The sequence below is a fragment of the Citrobacter sp. wls710 genome, assembly GCF_005281115.1.
Taxonomy (GTDB): Bacteria; Pseudomonadota; Gammaproteobacteria; order Enterobacterales; family Enterobacteriaceae; genus Citrobacter; species Citrobacter werkmanii.
The window spans coordinates 18551-39355 of sequence record NZ_SZXD01000032.1 but is presented as its reverse complement, the minus strand read 5'-3'; the positions used below and the strand labels follow the sequence as shown (position 1 = coordinate 39355).

The 20805-nt window shown below is 52.9% G+C and carries 18 protein-coding genes; 6 read left to right on the top strand and 12 right to left on the bottom strand.

The genetic code is table 11. The annotated features are described in order from the left end of the window. Nucleotides 1-319 precede the first annotated feature (319 nt). Complete coding sequence (gene yhcN / locus FDX14_RS13745) at nucleotides 320-586, top strand: peroxide/acid stress response protein YhcN (protein WP_042311328.1); 267 nt, start codon at nucleotides 320-322, stop codon at nucleotides 584-586. 56 nt (nucleotides 587-642) lie between these two features. Here the strand turns inward: yhcN and FDX14_RS13740 are convergent, their stop codons facing one another. The 4 genes from FDX14_RS13740 to aaeX all read right to left on the bottom strand — a co-directional run bounded on the left by FDX14_RS13740 (nucleotide 643) and on the right by aaeX (nucleotide 4155). Beyond that, on the bottom strand, nucleotides 643-921 hold the full coding sequence (locus tag FDX14_RS13740) for a barstar family protein (protein ID WP_061382532.1): 279 nt from the start codon (nucleotides 919-921) through the stop codon (nucleotides 643-645). A 117-nt stretch (nucleotides 922-1038) separates the two neighbouring features. Next, on the bottom strand, nucleotides 1039-3006 hold the full coding sequence (gene aaeB / locus FDX14_RS13735; protein ID WP_061382533.1) for a p-hydroxybenzoic acid efflux pump subunit AaeB: 1968 nt from the start codon (nucleotides 3004-3006) through the stop codon (nucleotides 1039-1041). Nucleotides 3007-3011: 5 nt separating this feature from the next. Beyond that, entirely contained in the window at nucleotides 3012-3944 is a 933-nt protein-coding gene (gene aaeA / locus FDX14_RS13730) for a p-hydroxybenzoic acid efflux pump subunit AaeA (protein ID WP_042311334.1), read from the bottom strand. A gap of 7 nt (nucleotides 3945-3951) precedes the next feature. Beyond that, on the bottom strand, nucleotides 3952-4155 hold the full coding sequence (aaeX, locus tag FDX14_RS13725) for a p-hydroxybenzoic acid efflux pump operon protein AaeX (protein WP_003025177.1): 204 nt from the start codon (nucleotides 4153-4155) through the stop codon (nucleotides 3952-3954). A gap of 184 nt (nucleotides 4156-4339) precedes the next feature. Between aaeX and aaeR the strand changes: the two genes are divergently transcribed. Then, on the top strand, nucleotides 4340-5269 hold the full coding sequence (aaeR, locus tag FDX14_RS13720) for an HTH-type transcriptional activator AaeR (RefSeq protein WP_038634351.1): 930 nt from the start codon (nucleotides 4340-4342) through the stop codon (nucleotides 5267-5269). 86 nt (nucleotides 5270-5355) lie between these two features. Here aaeR and tldD read toward each other — a convergent pair whose 3' ends face one another. The 7 genes from tldD to mreB all read right to left on the bottom strand — a co-directional run bounded on the left by tldD (nucleotide 5356) and on the right by mreB (nucleotide 15539). Next, nucleotides 5356-6801: a metalloprotease TldD gene (gene tldD / locus FDX14_RS13715; RefSeq protein WP_032940819.1), complete on the bottom strand. Its 1446-nt coding sequence runs from the start codon at nucleotides 6799-6801 to the stop codon at nucleotides 5356-5358. A 147-nt stretch (nucleotides 6802-6948) separates the two neighbouring features. Beyond that, entirely contained in the window at nucleotides 6949-10749 is a 3801-nt protein-coding gene (gene yhdP / locus FDX14_RS13710; protein ID WP_137349691.1) for an AsmA2 domain-containing protein YhdP, read from the bottom strand. A gap of 110 nt (nucleotides 10750-10859) precedes the next feature. Further along, a complete protein-coding gene (gene rng / locus FDX14_RS13705; RefSeq protein WP_003828822.1) occupies nucleotides 10860-12329 on the bottom strand; it encodes a ribonuclease G in 1470 nt (489 codons plus the stop codon). Further along, complete coding sequence (locus FDX14_RS13700; protein WP_042311341.1) at nucleotides 12319-12912, bottom strand: Maf family protein; 594 nt, start codon at nucleotides 12910-12912, stop codon at nucleotides 12319-12321. Before FDX14_RS13700 ends, rng begins: the two co-directional genes overlap by 11 nt. Nucleotides 12913-12919: 7 nt before the next feature. After that, nucleotides 12920-13408 (bottom strand): rod shape-determining protein MreD, encoded by a 489-nt coding sequence (mreD, locus tag FDX14_RS13695; protein ID WP_038634362.1) that lies wholly within the window; start codon nucleotides 13406-13408, stop codon nucleotides 12920-12922. Then, entirely contained in the window at nucleotides 13409-14431 is a 1023-nt protein-coding gene (gene mreC / locus FDX14_RS13690; protein WP_042311343.1) for a rod shape-determining protein MreC, read from the bottom strand. It lies immediately after the preceding gene. A 64-nt stretch (nucleotides 14432-14495) separates the two neighbouring features. Then, the gene (gene mreB, locus FDX14_RS13685; protein WP_000913396.1) at nucleotides 14496-15539 is read right to left on the bottom strand and encodes a rod shape-determining protein MreB; all 1044 of its coding nucleotides are present in this window, start codon (nucleotides 15537-15539) and stop codon (nucleotides 14496-14498) included. Here mreB and FDX14_RS25190 point away from each other — a divergent pair. Next, nucleotides 15517-15837 (top strand): hypothetical protein, encoded by a 321-nt coding sequence (locus FDX14_RS25190; protein WP_154050627.1) that lies wholly within the window; start codon nucleotides 15517-15519, stop codon nucleotides 15835-15837. The genes mreB and FDX14_RS25190 overlap by 23 nt on opposite strands. A gap of 8 nt (nucleotides 15838-15845) precedes the next feature. Here FDX14_RS25190 and csrD read toward each other — a convergent pair whose 3' ends face one another. Continuing rightward, nucleotides 15846-17786, bottom strand: a complete 1941-nt coding sequence (gene csrD, locus FDX14_RS13680; protein WP_137349690.1) for an RNase E specificity factor CsrD — start codon at nucleotides 17784-17786, stop codon at nucleotides 15846-15848. Between the two features lie 225 nt (nucleotides 17787-18011). Here csrD and acuI point away from each other — a divergent pair, with 225 nt between their 5' ends. From acuI to msrQ, 3 genes are all read left to right on the top strand, one after another. Continuing rightward, the gene (gene acuI, locus FDX14_RS13675; protein ID WP_042311346.1) at nucleotides 18012-18986 is read left to right on the top strand and encodes an acrylyl-CoA reductase (NADPH); all 975 of its coding nucleotides are present in this window, start codon (nucleotides 18012-18014) and stop codon (nucleotides 18984-18986) included. Nucleotides 18987-19105: 119 nt separating this feature from the next. Then, nucleotides 19106-20110 carry a protein-methionine-sulfoxide reductase catalytic subunit MsrP gene (msrP, locus tag FDX14_RS13670; RefSeq protein ID WP_042311348.1) on the top strand — a complete coding sequence of 335 codons (1005 nt, stop codon included), beginning with the start codon at nucleotides 19106-19108 and terminating at the stop codon, nucleotides 20108-20110. Further along, nucleotides 20111-20710, top strand: coding sequence for a protein-methionine-sulfoxide reductase heme-binding subunit MsrQ (gene msrQ / locus FDX14_RS13665; RefSeq protein WP_137349689.1), 600 nt, complete (start codon nucleotides 20111-20113; stop codon nucleotides 20708-20710). The last annotated feature ends 95 nt before the right edge of the window (nucleotides 20711-20805 follow it).

Genomic DNA, 20805 nt, shown 5'->3' with positions numbered 1-20805 from the left:
TCTATTTTCCACTGCCATTCATTTAACAAATGGTGCGTTTAACCGCTAAAACTCATTCACACAGTGAATATGAAGGCTGAAAAACGCACATTTTGCAAAATCCAATATCCCATTGATTTTACTTAATTTATTTCTATATGGTAGTTAAAAAGGCTGATTTTAATTCCTTTTAGTTATAAAAAAGAATCTCTTTAAAACTTAATAACCACAGAAACAATTAGCGTGGTATTAATTTATCGCGTTATTAGTGTATACTTGATTTTGTGATGAGGGTCACGAAACAAGACCCACAATAAAAGAATTCGACGAGGTAAATATCATGAAAATCAAAACTACTGTTGCAGCTTTAAGCCTTCTTTCTGTTCTCTCTTTCGGTGCAAGCGCCGCGGTTACTCAGGTGAACTCACAAGAAGCACAGAACCTGCAATCCATGGGTAGCATCTCCGTATCTCAAATCGGTAGCTCACCAATGGATATGCGTCAGGCTATCGCCGCTAAAGCTGAAAAAGCGGGTGCCAGCAGCTATCGCGTCACTGAACTCCGTGAAGGTGCTCACTGGCACGCGACTGCAGAACTGTACAAATAAACCCTCGTCGTCTAAACCGACGACTTGCCCCCGCCTGCCGGGGGCTTTTTTATGTATTACATTGAGTGACGAACATTAAAACGTAACTGCCCTTCCAGCTCTTCTTCCGCTTCATCGAACAGTAATATTAATGCGCCGTATCGCCTGCGTAGTTTGTCCGGCAAATGGATAAATTCAATCTCCACCGGCAGCGGCAAGACTTCTCCGGTAACGACCTCCCACAGAGAATCTAAATCGACCACTTTTTCCCGGGCCAGACCAAATGCGCGCGTGAACTCGCGGTAGAAATCCCCCTGGTCTTCAATCTCGTCAAAATCAAACGTATAGATGTTCATCTATAGCCACCATCCCGACGCCAGTCACTCTACGGACCACCAATATGCAGGGCCTCCCGCATTTCAGGTAAGTATAGTCATAAAAAAACCGACGCTTCTGGCATCGGTTTCTTGTGCTTAATTGCTGGTCAGCGCGTGCTGGTATTTGTGTAGCATCCCGCTGAGTCGTTTTACCGGTTCCGTCACCTGTGGAGGGGCTTGCCAGATGATTAACTTCTCCTGATAGATCTCAAGCTCTTCCAGCAGCTGGCTAAAGTAGCGTCGGCGTTTATCGTCATTTCCTGCTGAAATCACATGATCGGCGGTGCGACGCAGCTGGCGATGGAACGCAGATAAATCCTCATTTACCGGTATCGGCGCATCGCGCAGACGCTGATGCGCGATAATCATTGTCAGCGCCAGACGAAACTTCGCCAGGTCGCCGGGGAATTTGTTCATCAGTAAAAACAGCTGCTGATAAAGCGCCGGAAGGTGGTTTTCTTTACGACGAACCACGTTGGTGGTCATTGCCGAAACCGCCGCGGAGACAAACTGGTTGAGCAACACGCGACCGGTTCTGTCACGCGAGTTATCACGCACCAGCAGAATGACGAGAAACGCCAGCACACAACCAACAATCTGTCCCAACGCACTGTCAAGAAACTGGCTAAAGTGGAAGGTCATAGGATTATCCAGCACGATGATATTAATGGTACTGGCCAGCGCCCCCATCGATCCCAATCGCCGTTTCTGAACCTCGATTCCAAGAAAGAACCCCAGCACCGCCAGGCTCAAACACAACAACAGCATACTTTGCTGCGTGTTGGGGATAATTACCAGAAAATAGAGCGCGCCGAGCGGTAATGCCGCCAGCGTACCGTAGATAAAGTCTATCGCCACCATCCGGGGGTTGGGTAAGCGCATTGCCAACGAGGTGACGACCGCAATCATAACCATCGCGCCGCTGCCAGATGTCCAGCCGGTCCACAGCCAGAACAAGGTTCCCAGCACACAGGAAAGGGTGGTGCGCCAGAAGTTGACCATCGCATGGTGACGTTCGGCTGATTCAACTTTAACCACCGGCTCGCCCTGCAGGATCTCTTCTTCCGTCGCGCTAATTTTTGTATTACTCACCACACCGCGCTTCAGTAACAGGTAGCGCGTCGCCGCACCTGCCCAGCTATAAATCGTTACCGGTGTTTCACGTTCGCCGGTCCAGACAATTACCCGACGCATCCGCTTCAACTGTTTATGGACATCCTGCACCGTTTCAACCGGTGTGTCGAACAACTCGCGGAAGGTGTCAGTGATCAGTTCCGGGCGGGTATTTTGAATAAGGTAAGTTTCACAGGACTGAGTAATAAGCGTGAGCGACAGCGTGTTTAATGCTTTGAGCCTGCGATTAGCACGCACCCAACGTGAAGACTCCATATTGAGGTTGCTGCGCATCCCCTCCAGCGCCGCCGTGCGACGGACTAAATCGCCCCAGGCTTTGTCCACTTCTTCACTGTCGCCATGCTTTATACACAACTGCATAAGCTGATACTGCGCCACCAGCAGGCTGTCCAGTTCGACATCAATTTCCTGTTTCACCGAGCGGGGCGAAAAGAGCAGATCGGCAACAATGGCGCAAACAATCCCCATCACAATCTCGCTGCAACGTTCGAGCGCAAATTGCGGCGTCAACAGCGGTTCTGCCTGGATAGTAATGACGATGATCAGCGCCGTATAGCCCGAAAGCCCCCAGGCATAGGAATTCTCGATCTTCACTAGCGACGAGATCCAGGTACAAAAACCGGCCCAGATACAACACACCAGGATCATCAATAACGGGGCGCGGATCATGCTGATAATAATGATCAGTGCGGCAATACAGCCAATAAATGTCCCGACGATACGCAGCATCCCGCGATAGCGGATAGCGCCTGAATAGGGTTCCCCACCGGCGGCAAAAGCCGGGCCAGCGGCCACAATTGCCGCGGTCAACACCGCCCAGCGCGGGGTCTCAAGCTGAAAGTGAAAACCAACGAACAGCGCCAGGACAATCGCGCACGCCAGTTTTACCGCGAAGCGGATATGCTGGTTGGCAATGGAAAAAATACCCATCGCAATTAACCGAACTCGCGCAGGCGGTGCGCCATTTTACGGAAGAAGGATTCCTGACTGGCATCGCGATCCTGCTTACCGGTGATAACAACGGTAGCCGTCGTCCCGGCTGGCCACAGGGTTCCCTGCTGCTCATCAAGACGAATGCGCACCGGCACACGCTGTGCCAGACGAACCCATTCAAGATTGGAATCAATGGTCGCCATACCTTTTGCGTCCCGCGTGCTGCTGGCATTCGTTACGCCAGCCGCCACGCTATCAACGGTACCCTTCAACACATTATTGCTACCAAGCGGGGTAATTTCAGCGCGATATCCAGGGCGTACGCCTTCCAGCTTGGTTTCTTCCATATACGCCAGGACATAGAACGAATGCTGTTTTACCAACGCCACCGCCGTGGAGCCACGGGTAATAAATTCGCCGCTGTAGACATTCAGGTTAGTCACCCAACCATCCGCTGGAGCACGAATAACGGTACGTTCAAGATCCAATTTTGCCAGATCGCGGGTCGCTTGTGCCTTCGCCAACTGGTGTAATACGGTTTGCAGTACGTTGTTAGACTGATCAATCTCTTCACGAGACATGGCCTGCACGCCCAGACGGTTACGACGACCGGCTTCCTGACGTTTTTCCTGCGCCAGAACCTGGTAATAAGAGACGTCGGCTTCGGCCTGTTCGAGGGCTTTTTGATAGCGCGGCTGGTCGATGGTAAACAGGACCTGATCCTTTTTCACCAGTTGGTTATCATGGACGTTAACGTTGGAAATAAGACCCGCAACGTCCGGCGCAATGGCAACGACATCTGCGCTGAAACGCGCGTCACGCGTCCACGGCGACTCGGTGTAGAACACCCATGCGCGGAAAATAGCGATGAAGGCCAGAATGACCAGTACGAGAGTCATGGCCGTACGGGAGAGTTTTTTTGTTAGTGTTTTCACTTCAACCTCAAACGAACAGGCGTGTTATTAAATAGAACAGGCAGCAATACAGCGCGGTATTAAACAGAGCCGGATGCCAGACAAAATCATAAATGCCAGTGGGAACCAGCACCCGGCGCACCAGCCAGAAAATCGCCAGTGACAAAAGCAATTCGAAAAAAATCGGTGGGAAGGACAAACCAAACACCACGATAACGGGAAACAGACTCATGTTGACCTTGGTAGCTTAAGAGAGTGCAGGTGATAGATTTTCTAGCGTATGTCACCGCAGAGAAGGGCAAGGATGAGCCAGGCGAGAGCGACATAGCCGTTATTTGAATAATAATATATTAACGTAACTGTTATGCTGTTATCTATATTATGTGATCTAAATCACTTTTAAGCCAGAGTGAATAATGGAACGATTAAAACGTATGTCGGTGTTCGCCAAAGTTGTCGAACTGGGTTCCTTCACCGCCGCCGCAAGACAGCTACAAATGAGCGTTTCATCGATAAGCCAGACGGTCTCTAAACTGGAAGATGAGCTACAGGTCAAACTGCTAAACCGCAGTACGCGCAGCATTGGGCTAACCGAAGCCGGTAAAATTTATTACCAGGGCTGCCGTCGAATGCTGCACGAAGCGCAGGATGTGCATGAGCAGCTGTATGCCTTTAATAACACTCCTATCGGCACGTTGCGTATTGGCTGTTCTTCAACCATGGCACAAAATGTCCTCGCCGGGCTGACGGCGAAAATGCTGAAAGAGTACCCCGGCCTGACGGTAAATCTGGTCACCGGCATCCCGGCACCGGATTTAATTGCTGATGGCCTGGATGTGGTTATCCGCGTCGGCGCTTTACAAGACTCCAGCCTGTTTTCACGTCGTCTGGGAGCCATGCCGATGGTGGTCTGCGCCGCTAAAAGTTATCTCGCCCAGTTTGGCGTCCCGGAAAAACCTGCCGATCTCAGCAATCACTCATGGCTGGAATACAGCGTTCGCCCGGATAATGAATTCGAGCTTATCGCCCCGGAAGGGATCTCCACCCGCCTGATTCCAGAGGGGCGCTTCGTCACTAACGATCCGATGACGCTGGTGCGCTGGCTGGCCGCAGGCGCGGGCATTGCTTATGTACCATTGATGTGGGTGATCAATGAGATCAATCGCGGCGAAGTGGAGATCCTGCTTCCCCGCTACCAGTCGGATCCGCGTCCGGTCTATGCGCTGTATACCGAAAAAGACAAACTGCCGCTTAAGGTTCAGGTAGTAATTAACTATCTGACGGATTATTTTGTCGATGTGGCGCAGCTGTTCCAGGGAATGTATGGTCGAGGGAAAGAGAAATAAGAAGAGTCCAGGCCGGATAAGGCGTTAACGCCGCATCCGGCAAGATGCCCGATGGCACTGACGCTTATCGGGCCTGGATCATGATGTTATGCGGTGCCGCCGACCGTCAAATTATCGACCTTCAGCGTCGGCTGACCCACGCCAACCGGCAGGCTCTGGCCTTCTTTCCCACAAACGCCTACGCCGTTATCCAGTTTCAGATCGTTACCCACCATCGAAATTTGCTGCATCGCTTCGATACCGGAGCCAATCAGCGTCGCGCCTTTCACCGGTTTGGTCACTTTACCGTTTTCAATCAGATACGCTTCGGACGTCGAAAACACAAATTTCCCGGAGGTGATATCCACCTGGCCGCCGCCAAAGTTAGGCGCATAAATACCGTATTCGACAGATTCGATAATTTCCTGCGGCGTAGACTTCCCTGGCAACATATAGGTGTTGGTCATACGCGGCATCGGCAGATGCGCGTAAGATTCACGGCGTCCGTTCCCCGTAGGTGCCACGCCCATCAGGCGCGCATTCAGTTTGTCCTGCATGTAGCCTTTCAGAATACCGTTTTCGATCAGCACGTTATACTGGCCCGGCGTACCTTCGTCATCAATAGCTACGGAACCACGACGGTCCGCCATGGTGCCATCATCCACAACGGTACACAGTTCTGACGCGACCAGTTCACCCATATGGCCGCTAAATACCGAGGTGCCACGGCGGTTAAAGTCGCCTTCCAGACCATGACCGACCGCTTCGTGCAGCAGAACGCCAGGCCAGCCAGCGCCGAGTACCACCGGTAACGTACCGGCCGGCGCAGCTACCGCCGAGAGATTGACCAGCGCCATGCGTACAGCCTCTTTCGCCCACGCGTCGGCACGAACGTCACCATCAAGATCGCCAAGGAAATAGTCATAGCCAAAGCGACCGCCGCCACCGCTCGCGCCGCGCTCACGTTTACCGTCTTCTTCGACCTGTACGCTGACCGACAAACGCACCAGTGGACGGACATCCGCGGCCAACGTACCGTCGGTCGCCGCCACCAGAATCAGCTCATAAACACCGGTCAGGCTGGCGGTTACTTCCTGAACGCGCTTGTCGGCAGCACGCGCAACGCTGTCAACGCGACGCAGAATATCCAGCTTCTCTTCGCGGCTCATGCTCTGTAACGGATCGACCGAAGTGTAAAGCGCCTGATGCTCTACCGCACCCAGCGTTTTTACTTTGCCATCGCCGCTGTCGCGCACAATAGTCCGGGCAGCATGCGCACTTTGCTCCAGCGCCAGCAGGCTAATCTGGTCTGCATAGGCAAACCCCGTTTTTTCGCCGCTGATGGCACGCACGCCAACACCCTGATCGATATTGTAAGAACCATCTTTAATGATGCGGTCTTCTAAAACCCAGGATTCGTGATAGCTCGACTGAAAATAGAGATCGCCGTAATCAAGACGGCGTTCGGCCAGTTGGCCCAGGATGGCAAACAGATCCTGATGTTTCAGGCCATTCGCCGCTAGCAATTGTTCACTTACCAGGTTCAGACTCATCGTTTTGGTTACTCATTTAATTCTGCCGGATGGCGGCAAAAACGCCTTATCCGGCCTACGTTGTTAGGCTACTGTAGGCCGGATAAGCGCTGCTCCATCCGGCAATACTATGTACTGAGATTGGGGCAATTACTTGCCCCCGTCAAATCATTGCTGGCTTTCTTTGCGCGGCTGACGCAGAACTTCGTTAATCTGCGGCTTATCAACCGGACCGGTGATACGGTAACGCAGAATCGAAACTTTACTCCACAGCGGTCCCAGAACCTTACTGGCGGCAAACACCGCCGCGCCGACAATCGGGTTAACGGCGAACGCGGCGGCAACCCCAACGGTGGCAGAAATTTCAGGTGCGACAACCGCTTCCATATCCAGTTCACGGCGTACCAGATTCACCGAGCCTTTCATCGCGATGTCGGCTTCCAGACCGTCCACCAGCGTGTCGTCGGTATGCATCACGCCATCTTTAATCCACGCCGTGCTGCGAATAGAGTCGAAATAGAAGCCTTCACTGAAGGTATCGCTAAAATCAAAGCGCAGTTTACGTAGCAACGCGTCAAAGCTTAACAAGCGTAACAGCTGCCCCGCATGTCCGGTACTAAGTTCGGTAAGTTCACCTTTGCCCAACCGGGTGCGCAAAATCCCATTCAGCGACGCTTCATCCGGATCCCACGGTGGATTACGCCAGTGCAGGTCGTACTCCACATTGAATGAAGAGTTACGAATCGGCGTCGATACGCCAAAGAAACCGGCGGCAGAGTCAATTTTTTTGCCGTTCAGTTTTCCCTTCAGTGACGTACGCTCTTTACCCGGCACATTCACCCATTCGCCGTCGGCTGTCAGTCTGGCAAAGCCGGTATCCAACAGACCGTTGCTCAACGTGAGCGTATCGCCTTTGATCGCCACATCGGCATCAATACGTCCATATTTCTGTCCCCACAGCCAACACTCTGCACAGCGGAGCTGAACATCCGGCCAGCCACGGAAGCTGACGTTATTGATGGTAGAGAAAGGCGACGCTGGCGCTGTACCGGGAGACGTCTTTGCAGCGCTCGGGTTGTAATAAAGATATTTAATGTTCGCCAGCCACGGGGCGTTATTGCGCATAGCCAGCGTGGCGTTAATCTCACGCCCCTGCGCCTGCACGCTGGAACCGCTGCCCGAAGGCTCAGACACAATACTCAAATTATTCCACTGCTGCCCCCCCAGAGACAACGATGGCGTACGTACCGTGATACGCTGTGGGAAGTTGGCGTTCGAGCCAACGTTATCCGCAGCGCCTTTCTGGAACAATGCCAGCCATTGCGCGCCATCCATAGGGGGAAGATTGAGTTCAATGCCTTGCTGATCGGGTAATGCGGGCACGGTGCGGCTTTCCGACGTCCAGATAGCGCGGTCAAGGGTCAGCTTCTGATTCAGCAGCCAGTGACTGTTAAAGTGATTCTTGCTCCCTGCATTGCCGGTGAGATCAAAGCTACGCAGATTGCCGTTGGCCTTCACGTTTACCGGCAGAGCCTCGCCGGCCGCCTTATTCAGTGGAGCGGGTAAGTGACTACTTACATTCTTCAGGTCACTCTTTAACGCAATGTCGTAGGTCGCCCCGGCATGGTACGGAAGATTGATGCCCACCTTGCCATTCCACGCCATACTGCCGCTTAACGCATCGTTCACCTGCGGCGGCAAAATCCCCATACGGTTTGGCTGCCAGTCGCCTTGCAGATTCACCGCCACCTGATAGGCTTTAGCCCCTTCGGTAGTGGAAAAGTCGACGTTCAGCGGCTGATTAAACCAGTTTGCCGTCATCGGCTCGCTCTGCAGATCGCCGTTCACAAAGCTGAATTTACCGGTCAAATTCTTCAACGTGCTGTCGAGCGGTTTAATAAACAGACTGTTATTACGCAGATTGACGTCACCTTTGGCCGTAACCAGCGAGCCATCCAACGGGATATCGAGATGTAAGCGAGCATTCACATCGCCATCAATCTGCAACTGTTCAAGCGTGGCGCCAAGAGAATCTTTTAGCGGCGTATCATCAAAATAAGGTCCAACCGCTTTGCCCGGCCCGTTGATGTCGGCATCAATCAGCAGCTTTTCTTTTGCATAGTCGGGAATATTGGCCGTCAGGTTACTGGCTTTTACGCCGCCTAAATTAACGCCATCCGTTTTCATCCACAGACCGTCGTTAATGAAGTTCAGTTCAATATTGAGGTCAGTCAACGCAGGCCAGTCGGGCTGGAAGGCGAATTTAGCATTGCGTAGCGGCACCAGGACCTGAAATTGCCCTTCATTGTGCAGATACGGGAACAAATGCGGGTTGCCGCCATACACCAGCGTGGCATTATCCGCTTCGCCACCCTGAATCGCGCCGCTGAGGTAGTCAACCAGCTCTTTGCCCATCAGATTTTCCGGGAAGTAGCGCCAGGCCTGAGAGCCGTCATCAGTACTGATCCCCGCCAGAATGCCTAACCATGGCTCGTCACCGGTCGGTTGCAGATAGCGAAAACCTCCGCGCGCATGTACCGCTTTCGCTTTGACATCAATGTTGCGCCCATCTAACTGAAAACCTTTATCATTTTTCAGCCAGCTTAGCGTCGCCACGCCGTTTTCTATTTCCAATGGTGCGCGGAAGACAGTCTCATACGGCATGCGGGCTTGCTTGATGGAGGCAGTAAGCGCACCATTTTCCACGCTGCCCGCCAGCGTACCAGAGAAATGCTCAGCTCCCGGTAACAGCTTCCACTGTTTCCAGGCCAAATTGGTCCATGCAGACTGAAAGCGGGTTTTTTCTGTCGCCTGTAACGGGATATCCAGCGCCAACACATCTATTTTGCCGCTCGGCTGCGTGGCGCGCCAAATATCACCCAGCGCAGGCGATAACCTTGAGGCCATCGGGCGCAACCCTTCTAATCCAGCCAGTTCCAGATTACTGGCACGAATACGAAGCTCGTCGCTGCGCTTGTTATTCTCACCACCGACTTCCTGCTCCGGGATCCAGGCCAGCGTTAACGCCCCGCTCGGCCAGGGTTTATCATCCATGGTGATACGGGTATCGGGAATAGAGAATTGCCAGCCCGGTTGTTCCCGGCTGATGTGCGCCGTCAGGTTATCAACAGAGAGCGTATGCGTGCGGTTTTCACCCAGCCAGCTGGCACCGCCTTTTTTCAGCCAGACATCCCCCCCGGAGACGACGCCTTTATTGATCGTCATCCATGCTTCCAGGCTAAAACGCGCGGTTTGCAGCGCGACATTATCCTGCATCCATTTGCCCAGCCACGGTTTGACGTCAATGTCGTCGGCCTGCAACCAGACCCGACCATTATTCAATAGCCCATTATCGTCGCGCAGATCCATGCGCACCTGCATAACGCCATGCTGCCCAGTCAGACTGGAAAGACTGACCTGACCCTCAGCACGATGCCGGTTTTTACCGTTCAGCCAGGTAAGCTGAGGAATCGCCAGTTCCGCGCGCTGGCCTGAGAGGGTTAAAAAGCTAATTTGACTGTCGCGGAGATCGAAATGATCAAACTGACGCAGGAAGAGATCGCTGAGGTGACCCGCTTCAATTCCATCTCCGCTTTCACTACTCTGGATGGGGGTATTGGTGCGCAACTGCAGTTGCCAGAAGGTGAGATCGCGAAACTGCCAGCGCATGTGCAACAAACTTTGCCAGACATCCAGCGCTAACGTGACGCGTTTTACCGAAAACTCACCGCCGTCTTTGAGCTGCGCGTGGATATCACGCGCCTCAAGCGTAGGGCCGAAATTTTGCCAGTTGGCGGAAAGTTGGCTGGCAGAAACGGGCAGACCGGTCGCGGATTCAATCTTACTGAGAATGGCCGGACGCCAGCTATCAAGATGAGGTAGCGCAAGGCGTAGTCCACTGACCAGCAGCGCTGCAATGACAACGAATGCGGCTCCAGTGAGCAGTAATATCCCCGGCAATCGCCTCACGCGCCTCTCCTTGTCTGCAAAAAAATGTGACTCACACCCCTTGAGTGTATATTGCCGGATGGCTGCGCTTGCGCCTTATCCGGCCTACATGCGCTGGTGCTACTACTCAATTACATCATTACGACGTCGAACTGCTCCTGGTTATAGAGCGGTTCAACCTGGACTTTGACCTGTTTACCCACAAAGATTTCGACTTCTGCCAGCGCATGCGACTCTTCGCCTTTCAGGGTTTCCGCCACTGCCGGAGATGCATAAACCAGGAAGCGATCGGAGTCGTATGCATGGTGTACGCGGACAATTTCGCGCATGATTTCATAGCATACTGTTTCCACCGTTTTCACGGTACCGCGTCCATGGCAGGTAGGGCACTCATTGCACAGCACATGCTCCACGCTTTCACGCGTACGCTTGCGCGTCATCTCTACCAGGCCCAGCTGTGAAAAACCGTTAATACTGGTTTTTACGCGGTCCTTGCTCAGAGCCTGCTCCAGAGAGTGCAACACCCGGCGCCGATGGTCTTCATTATTCATGTCGATAAAATCGATAATGATAATGCCGCCCAGATTACGCAAACGCAGCTGACGCGCAATGGCCTGCGTTGCTTCAATATTAGTATTAAAAATAGTGTCGTCGAGATTACGATGTCCAACAAACGCGCCGGTATTGATATCCACGGTGGTCATCGCTTCGGTTTGATCGATGATCAAATAGCCGCCGGATTTCAGCTCAACTTTGCGTTCAAGCGCGCGCTGGATTTCATTCTCAACATCAAAGAGATCGAAAATGGGCTGACGTCCGCTGTAATGCTCCAGCTTGCTGGTCATCTCGGGAATGTACTCCGCCGTAAATTCCAGCAACGCCTCATAGGTCAGGCGAGAGTCGACGCGGATCCGATCAAGCTGGGCATCGGCAAAATCACGCAAAACGCGCTGCGCCAGCGCCAGTTCGCCATACATCTGATAGCGCGTTTGCGGGCGTTTTTTGCGCTCCATGACTTTCGTCCAGACGCGCTTCAGGTAGGCAGCATCCGAGGCCAGATCCTCTTCGCATACGCCTTCCGCCGCCGTACGAATGATAAATCCGCCCTGCTCATCACAGTAATCGGCAACCACTTTTTTCAGGCGTTCGCGTTCGGTTTCGCTTTCGATACGTTGGGAAACGCCAACGTGCGATGCACCCGGCATAAATACAAGATAACGGGAAGGCAGCGTAATGTCCGTCGTCAGGCGGGCGCCCTTAGTTCCCAGTGGATCTTTTACCACCTGCACCATCAAATCCTGGCCCTGGCGAACCAGTTCAGAAATGTCGCGTACGGTGAACTGTTTTTGTTCTTCACCGGCCACGCATTCGGTATGCGGCATGATGTCTGAAGCGTGAAGAAATGCGGCTTTATCCAGTCCAATATCTACAAAAGCCGCCTGCATACCCGGAAGCACACGACTTACACGACCTTTGTAGATATTGCCTACGATTCCACGTCGCGCCTCACGTTCAATATGAATTTCCTGCAGAATACCGCCATCAATGTAAGCCACCCGTGTTTCCGATGGCGTTACGTTTACCAACAATTCAGCCGTCATGTTTATCCCTTTGCTCACGCAGTGCGTTAAAATTGGTCAGCAACTCATACGTTTCTACCAGCGGTAAGCCGACTACGGCGTGATAGCTGCCATTTATCTTCCTGACAAAACAGCCACCCAACCCTTGAATACCGTATGCACCTGCTTTATCCATTGGTTCACCGCTGGCAACATAACCCGCGATGTCCTCATCGGTGAGTGCTCTGAACGTCACTTCCGTCACTACCAGACAGTCCAGACTGTGCTGGCGATCGGCTAATGCCACGGCGGTCATGACCTGATGCGTGTTGCCCGACAGTTTACGCAGCATTGCGGCGGCATGGGCGGCGTCGTGCGGTTTTTCCAACACTTCGCCGTTAAGAATAACAATGGTATCCGCACCCAATACCGGCAAATCGCGCTGCGCCAGCGCAACGCCAGCCTGCGCTTTTTCGCGCGCCAGACGAGAAACGTACTGCTGCGCGCTTTCCTGCGGGTGCCGCTGTTCTTCAATCCCAGGAATCAGCCGTTCAAACGTAACACCAAGTTGAGCGAGCAGTTCCTGACGACGTGGAGAACCTGAAGCAAGATACAGAGTATTCATATCAACCTTATTGCACCGCAAACTGCTGACGGATTTTACGCATCAGTAAGAATAGCCATGGCCAGAGCACACCATTCACTACACTACTCCAGAACACTTCGGGTCTGAAAGAGACATTGATCACTAAAAACTCGGCCCAGAAAACAATAATATCCACGACCAGTGATAACAACACGACCACCAGCGCCTGTTGCCAGAGCGCGAGGTTGCGGAATAGCTGGAATTTCAGTGCAACCAGATAGGCAATGATACTCATCGACAAGGCCCGCACGCCAAGCGTGGAACCGCTAATGAGATCCAGTATGGCACCCACCACGAACCCTGTGCCCACATTGACGCGATGCGGCAGCGCCAGAATCCAATACAACAAGATGAGCAGCACCCAGTTTGGCCGGAAAACAAGAATGTCATCCGGCCAGGGCATAACTTGCAGCAACAGTGCAATAAGGAACGAAAGCCAAATAACCCAACGCCCCTGGCTACGATAGCTTGCCACTTACTGTCCTCCCGGCTTACGCGGAGCAGGTTGTGGCGGCGTGGTGTCCGTAGGCGCTGTAGTGACGCCTGTCGCAGGTGCCGGTACTGGCGCTGGCGGCCCCATAGCATCTGGCGCAGGCAGAACTTGCGGCATCATTTGCATCAAACGTTCATTGGCAACACGGTGTACTTCTTCCGGCGTCATCGGATTGGCGCCGTTACGATCGGCTCCCCACAACAGCAGCAGATAGCGCAAACGCTGCAAACCCGCGGTCGGACGTGCCTGAATGACGGTATAAGCACGCTGAGTGTCCAGCTTAACGGAAGAAACAACAGCAACCGGATAACCTTCCGGGAAGCGTCCACCCAAACCGGAAGTCACCAGCACATCGCCAACGCGAATATCGGTGTTCGCCGGCAGATGTTCGAGCTGAAGATCGTCCGTACAACCGTTGCCCGCAGCAATGACGCGAATATCGTTACGCAGAACCTGGATTGGCAGAGCATGTGTCGCATCGCAAATCAGCAGCACGCGGCTGGTCAGTTTTGCTACCGCAACGACCTGACCCACTACACCTTTGTCGCTAATAACTGGCTGACCTTCGTAGACGCCGTTAACGCTCCCTTTGTCGATCACGACCTGATCGCTGTAAGGGTCATTAACCGTTGAGATGACCTGCGTCACCATCTTTTGTTCGTCCTGACGCAATGGCGATCCCAGCAGCTCGCGCAAACGCGCGTTCTCCTGTTTATATTGCCCCAGCATCAGCAGCTCGCTATTTTTCAGCAGCAGTTCCTGACGCAGCGCCCGGTTTTCAAGTTCGAGTTGGTCACGCGAAGCCAGCGTTTGCGACACGCCGTCGAGTAATTCACGAGGACCATTAGAGATAAAGTAGAAAGGACTGACGGCGGTATCCATGTACGTTCGGATTTGACTAAACGTACCCAGGCGGCTGTCGGCAATAATAACGCCGAGCGCCACCAGCACCGCCAGAATAAGGCGAATCTGTAGCGACGGGCCACGGCTAAAAATTGGCTTCATAGTCTATGCGTATTCTCGTATCAGAGCGGAAGGGCAACCCGCGGGTCACCCTACCTGCGTCCGATTACTCTTCGCTGAACAGGTCGCCGCCGTGCATATCGATCATTTCCAGTGCTTTGCCACCACCGCGCGCCACGCAGGTCAGCGGATCTTCAGCAACAACAACTGGAATACCGGTTTCTTCCATTAACAGACGGTCAAGGTTACGCAGCAGCGCACCGCCACCGGTCAGCACCATACCGCGCTCGGAGATGTCTGAAGCCAGCTCTGGCGGGCACTGTTCCAGTGCAACCATTACCGCGCTCACGATACCGGTCAGCGGTTCCTGCAGCGCTTCCAGAATCTCGTTGGAGTTCAGGGTAAAGCCGCGTGGAACACCCTCAGCCAGGTTACGGCCGCGAACTTCGATCTCGCGGACTTCGTCGCCCGGATAAGCGGAACCGATTTCGTGTTTAATACGTTCTGCGGTGGCTTCACCGATCAGAGAACCGTAGTTACGACGAACGTAATTAATGATGGCTTCGTCGAAACGGTCACCACCAATACGTACGGAAGAAGAGTAAACCACACCGTTCAGGGAGATAACGGCAACTTCAGTGGTACCACCACCGATATCCACAACCATTGAACCGGTTGCTTCAGAAACTGGCAAACCCGCACCGATCGCGGCCGCCATCGGCTCTTCGATCAAAAAGACTTCACGGGCACCTGCACCCTGGGCGGATTCACGGATCGCACGGCGTTCAACCTGGGTTGCGCCAACCGGTACACACACCAGTACGCGCGGGCTTGGGCGCATGAAGCTATTGCTGTGCACTTGTTTGATAAAGTGCTGGAGCATTTTTTCAGTCACGAAGAAGTCAGCGATAACGCCGTCTTTCATTGGGCGAATTGCAGCGATATTGCCCGGTGTACGACCCAGCATCTGCTTCGCATCATGACCTACTGCAGCCACGCTTTTCGGCGAACCGGCACGATCCTGACGAATGGCCACAACAGAAGGCTCATTCAATACGATGCCTTGTCCTTTTACATAAATAAGGGTATTCGCGGTACCCAGGTCAATGGACAGGTCATTGGAAAACATGCCACGAAATTTTTTCAACATACTAAGGGATAATCCTGAAAGCTGGGGCGGAAAACAAAATCCGCTTACTTTACCAACCACACGCAGCAGCGACAAGGCGCAAAAATCATCTGCTACGGTGAAAATTAGTGCAGTTCGTTTCCTTTGTTACAAAACCGGCCTGAGTCCATCAGGGCTGAAAAAATCAGCAGCATTCCTCGCTTTTGTTTGCAACCTGTCAAAGGTCATTCACCTGCATGTTTGCTGTTACAACCTGGCGAGCAGACAAGCACACCCCCAGAAGGCACAGCGCGCGTTATTCTACGTGAAAACGAATTAAACGGCAGGTTAAACCGAATATCTTTGCGAATATTTTTTCACGTTAGTGTCAAGTGGCTGTGATGCGGCAAAAAAATCCCCTTGCCCACCAGCAACTCCGCGTTCCGTGAGCGTATGCCACTCGCTACGCGAACGAACGCCCGTGGCGTAAACCTGCGTTGGCGTGCCTGAACAGGCCTCCGCCAGGCTTTGAACCAACAGTTGGTTTTCGGTTCGCTTATCAATATTCCTCACCAGGCTTGGATGCAGCTTCAATAACTCAACGTTAAGCTCTTTAATCCAACTGGTGCTCACCAGCGTTAAACCGGCCTGCGTAACGGCGATTCGTACCCCTAGCGCATCCATCAATCGGATGACGGGCTGTAATCGGCTGATATGTTGACAGACATCTGCCTCAGCAAGTTCAATAATTATGCGTTTGCGTAGTGATTTTTCGCACTGCATCAACGTATCACGCAACCAGCGCTGAAAACGTGGGCGAATTAGCGATTCAACCGTTATCTGCATCGCCAGGCTTTCCTGCGGCCAGTAGCCCAAAAGCAGGATCAGACGGCTTAACTGCAAACGGTCATACTCTTCAGCCAGGCCAAATTGCAGCACCATCGGCATATATTCCGCTGAGATAACCTCTTCGCTGCCATCAAAAATACGACACATCAGTTCTCGGTGGTGTACCCGTCCTTCACGCGTTACCGCAGGTTTTTGATATATTCTCGGCCCGCCCCGGCTGAGCATCTGTTCAATCAGTGTTCGCCAACGCACGTTGCCCCGGCCTTTTTCCGGCAGGGAGTCATCATAGACCGACCAGCTGTTCCCACCCTGCAGGACCGAATTCCGGGTGGCGGCCTCAGCATGATCCATCACCTGTTCCGTCGACTGCCCACTGCGGCAAACGCAAATGCCAATATGAACCATATCGGCACGATCGATCATTTTATTAGTCGGAAGCGCATCGACCGCTTTTAATAATTGCCCGGCGATACTTTCGGCTTCTTTCAGCGTGCGATGTGGCAGCAGGATGGCAAAATCGCTACGGTGGTAGCGCGCCAGCAATGCCCCCGGATAACGCGTCATAAACGTCGACAACAAATTGATTAGCGTTGAAATTTGCTCTTCCGCCTGGGTGATTCCCCAGCTATCTCGCAGCAGAGTAAAGTCCGGCAGACGCACCATCATCACGACGCCATGCGATCCTACCTTTTCCTGATCTTCCAGCAGCGTGGCCAATTGGTTATCAAAAAACAGACGGTTACTCAGCCCGGTTTTTGTATCCTGCGCAACATAGGAACGAATCAGGGTGTCCAGTCGACTGCGTTGCTCGCGGGCATTTTGAATTTCAGTCAGCAACATATCGAGCGCACTGCTGGTGCGCGCTGGCCATTCATAGACCGTTCCTCGAACATTCGGCCCGCGTTCACCGTTCAGAATACGCGTGGAACGAATCTCCAGTAGCTCCTGGCCTGAAAGCTGACGCTGAAGCCAGCGTACCGACAAAAAGAGCATCAGAATAATAAATGCAATGGCCAGCGTGAGCGGCGCGGTAGTCAGGAGCGAGTGGAAATAGTTGCCCATCGGATCCTGATAAACCAGTCGCACTGACATTCCCGGATGCTTGACCAACGGTACGGTGATGTCGCGGTAGAGGTTGTTCGTTCCTGCCGGGCGGTAGCTGCTGGTTCGGGAGTGGTCATACACTGTATGCTCCCCTTGCAGCAACTCGATACGCACGATATCAACAGAAACCATCAGTTCATCGATTTGCGGTGTCAGCGAAACGAAATCGTGGGAGACAAGATGTGTATCAATCGCCGTCGCCACCGCCTGCACTCGCGTAGTGAACTTATATTGAATAGCGTTGTAGAAACTCAGCGAGCAGCCAATCAGAGTCACAAAGATCGTTAACCCAGTAAGCAGCGTGACAAAAGCTGAGAATTTCGTCGTTAATCGCATCCTTGTGTTAACTCCGACAGTTATGAAACAGGTGTAAAAGAGATAAAGCGACTCGAAAATGCAAAACTGAACGCAAAATCCGCCAATTTATGCAAACTGTGGGGGCATACTACCAAATCAGGTATATCTGGCAATTTATTGCGCAGAATCGGCATCATGTTTTGATTAGCGAGTATAGTCTTCATTAACAATTTTCCAATCCACTATATGAATTGAGGACAGGTTATGCAGGCTTTGATCTTAGAACAGCAGGACGGAAAAACCCTCGCATCCGTTCAACCCCTCGACGAAAACCAGCTCCCGGAAGGCGATGTAACGGTGGATGTCCACTGGTCGAGCCTGAACTATAAAGACGCCCTTGCTATCACCGGCAAGGGTAAAATCATTCGCAACTTTCCGATGATTCCTGGCATTGATTTCGCCGGAACCGTTCGCGCCAGCGAAGATCCCCGTTTTCATACAGGTCAGGAAGTTTTACTGACCGGCTGGGGTGTAGGTGAAAACCATTGGGGCGGGCTGGCGGAACGTGCGCGCGTCAAAGGCGACTGGCTGGTAGCGCTGCCGCAAGGGCTGGACGGGCGTAAAGCGATGGTCATCGGCACCGCCGGCTTTACCGCTATGCTGTGCGTCATGGCGCTTGAAGATGCAGGTATTCGCCCACAAGACGGTGAGATTGTCGTCACTGGCGCCAGCGGCGGCGTGGGCAGCACTGCCGTTGCATTACTGCATAAGCTGGGCTATCAGGTTGCGGCAGTATCAGGCCGCGAAAGCACCCACGACTACCTGAAGAGCCTGGGCGCTAACCGTATTCTTGGCCGCGATGAGTTTGCTGAATCTCGCCCGTTGGAAAAACAACTGTGGGCCGGTGCAATTGATACCGTTGGCGATAAAGTGCTGGCGAAAGTCCTGGCACAGATGAACTACGGTGGCTGCGTAGCTGCCTGCGGCCTGGCAGGCGGTTTCGCGCTGCCGACCACCGTTATGCCATTCATTCTGCGTAACGTTCGTCTGCAAGGGGTGGACTCGGTGATGACCCCGCCGGCACGCCGCGCGGAAGCCTGGGCGCGTTTAGTTAAAGATCTGCCGGAATCGTTCTATGCTCAGGCCGCCACGGAGATTACGCTGGCGGATGCGCCGAAGTTCGCCGATGCCATCATCAATAACCAGGTGCAAGGCCGTACCCTGGTGAAGGTGAAATAACAGGCACCAGCGCAGAAATTTACACTTAACTAACGAAATTTCGCGGCATATATAGAGACTCCCTGCCATATTAACTACGCATCCCCTGTCTGTCATGATGCGTAAGCCGGGAGTCTGTTATGAAGAAATTACGTCCATTTACAGAAGCCGACGTCACCGCCGAGTCGGCTTTTTTTATGCAGCGCCGTCAGGTACTGCAAGCATTAGGGATCAGCGCAGCCGCGTTATCTTTGCCCCTCTCTGCGCAGGCCGACCTTCTTAGCTGGTTTAAGGGTAATGACCGCCCTCCGGCACCTGCGGGTAAGCCGCTTAATTTCAGCAAGCCCACCGCCTGGCAAAATTCGCTTCCTTTAACGCCAGCGGATAAGGTTTCTGGCTACAACAACTTCTATGAGTTTGGTCTCGACAAAGCGGATCCAGCGGCCAACGCCGGCAGTCTGAAAACCGATCCGTGGACCTTGAAAATCACTGGCGAAGTCGCAAAACCACTCACTCTCGATCATGATGCGCTGACCACCCGTTTCCCATTGGAGGAGCGGATTTATCGGATGCGCTGCGTGGAAGCCTGGTCAATGGTGGTGCCGTGGATTGGCTTTCCATTACATAAACTGCTGGCGCAGGTTGAACCCACCAGCAACGCAAAATATGTCGCTTTCGAAACGCGCTACGCGCCGGATGAAATGCCAGGACAGAAAGATCGTTTTATTGGCGGCGGGCTGAAGTATCCCTATGTTGAAGGGTTACGCCTGGATGAAGCGATGCATCCACTCACTCTGCTTACCGTAGGGGTTTATGGTAAGGCCCTTCCGCCGCAAAATGGCGCCCCCATCCGCTTAATTGTGCCGTGGAAATACGGATTTAAGGGCATAAAGTCGATCGTGAGTATCAAATTAACCCGCGAACGCCCGCCGACAACCTGGAACCTGGCCGCGCCCAATGAATATGGGTTTTATGCCAACGTGAATCCGCATGTCGATCACCCCCGCTGGTCCCAGGCCACCGAACGCTTTATTGGCGCTGGCGGTATTCTGGATGTACAGCGTCAACCCACACAGCTGTTTAACGGTTACGCCGAAGAGGTAGCTTCCCTGTATCGTGGCCTTAATCTGCAGGAGAATTTTTAAGTGCGTCTGACTGCAAAGCACATTACCGGGCTGAAAGTTTGCCTGCATCTTGCCGGCTTTTTGCCGTTCATCTGGCTCTTTTGGGCGGTAAATCATGGCGGTTTGAGCGCCGATCCGGTCAAAGATATCCAGCACTTTACCGGTAGGACAGCTCTGAAATTCTTACTGGCGACCTTGCTGGTCTCTCCCCTCGCGCGCTACGCTAAACAGCCATTATTGATACGCATTCGTCGCCTGTTAGGGCTATGGTGTTTCGCCTGGGCGACGCTGCATTTAACCAGCTACGCGTTACTGGAATTGGGTATTCATAATCTGGCGTTGTTGGGGCGGGAATTAATCTCGCGACCGTATTTGATGTTGGGCATTGTCAGTTGGGTCATATTATTTGCTCTCACCTTAACGTCCACGCAATCTGCACAGCGAAAGCTGGGTAAGAATTGGCAATTTCTGCACAACTTCGTCTATCTTGTGGCGATCCTGGCACCCATACATTATCTGTGGTCGGTTAAAATTATCTCCCCTCAACCGATTATTTATGCCGCACTCGCTGCGCTGCTGTTAGCCTGCCGTTACAAGAAGTTTCGCCAGTGGTGGCGGTAGTTTCACGATATGTGCAGTGCGTTGCAAAACACGGACGATCCGATTTTCTTTACATGTTAACGGTTGATTATCTTCCCTGATAAGACCAGTATTTA

Coding starts and splice junctions, on each gene's coding strand:
- yhcN (WP_042311328.1), top strand. CDS start 320: ATGAAAATCAAAACTACTGTTGCAGCTTTAAGCCTTCTTTCTGTTCTC.
- FDX14_RS13740 (WP_061382532.1), bottom strand. CDS start 921: ATGAACATCTATACGTTTGATTTTGACGAGATTGAAGACCAGGGGGAT.
- aaeB (WP_061382533.1), bottom strand. CDS start 3,006: ATGGGTATTTTTTCCATTGCCAACCAGCATATCCGCTTCGCGGTAAAA.
- aaeX (WP_003025177.1), bottom strand. CDS start 4,155: ATGAGTCTGTTTCCCGTTATCGTGGTGTTTGGTTTGTCCTTCCCACCG.
- aaeR (WP_038634351.1), top strand. CDS start 4,340: ATGGAACGATTAAAACGTATGTCGGTGTTCGCCAAAGTTGTCGAACTG.
- tldD (WP_032940819.1), bottom strand. CDS start 6,801: ATGAGTCTGAACCTGGTAAGTGAACAATTGCTAGCGGCGAATGGCCTG.
- rng (WP_003828822.1), bottom strand. CDS start 12,329: ATGACGGCTGAATTGTTGGTAAACGTAACGCCATCGGAAACACGGGTG.
- FDX14_RS13700 (WP_042311341.1), bottom strand. CDS start 12,912: ATGAATACTCTGTATCTTGCTTCAGGTTCTCCACGTCGTCAGGAACTG.
- mreC (WP_042311343.1), bottom strand. CDS start 14,431: ATGAAGCCAATTTTTAGCCGTGGCCCGTCGCTACAGATTCGCCTTATT.
- FDX14_RS25190 (WP_154050627.1), top strand. CDS start 15,517: ATGCCACGAAATTTTTTCAACATACTAAGGGATAATCCTGAAAGCTGG.
- mreB (WP_000913396.1), bottom strand. CDS start 15,539: ATGTTGAAAAAATTTCGTGGCATGTTTTCCAATGACCTGTCCATTGAC.
- csrD (WP_137349690.1), bottom strand. CDS start 17,786: ATGCGATTAACGACGAAATTCTCAGCTTTTGTCACGCTGCTTACTGGG.
- acuI (WP_042311346.1), top strand. CDS start 18,012: ATGCAGGCTTTGATCTTAGAACAGCAGGACGGAAAAACCCTCGCATCC.
- msrP (WP_042311348.1), top strand. CDS start 19,106: ATGAAGAAATTACGTCCATTTACAGAAGCCGACGTCACCGCCGAGTCG.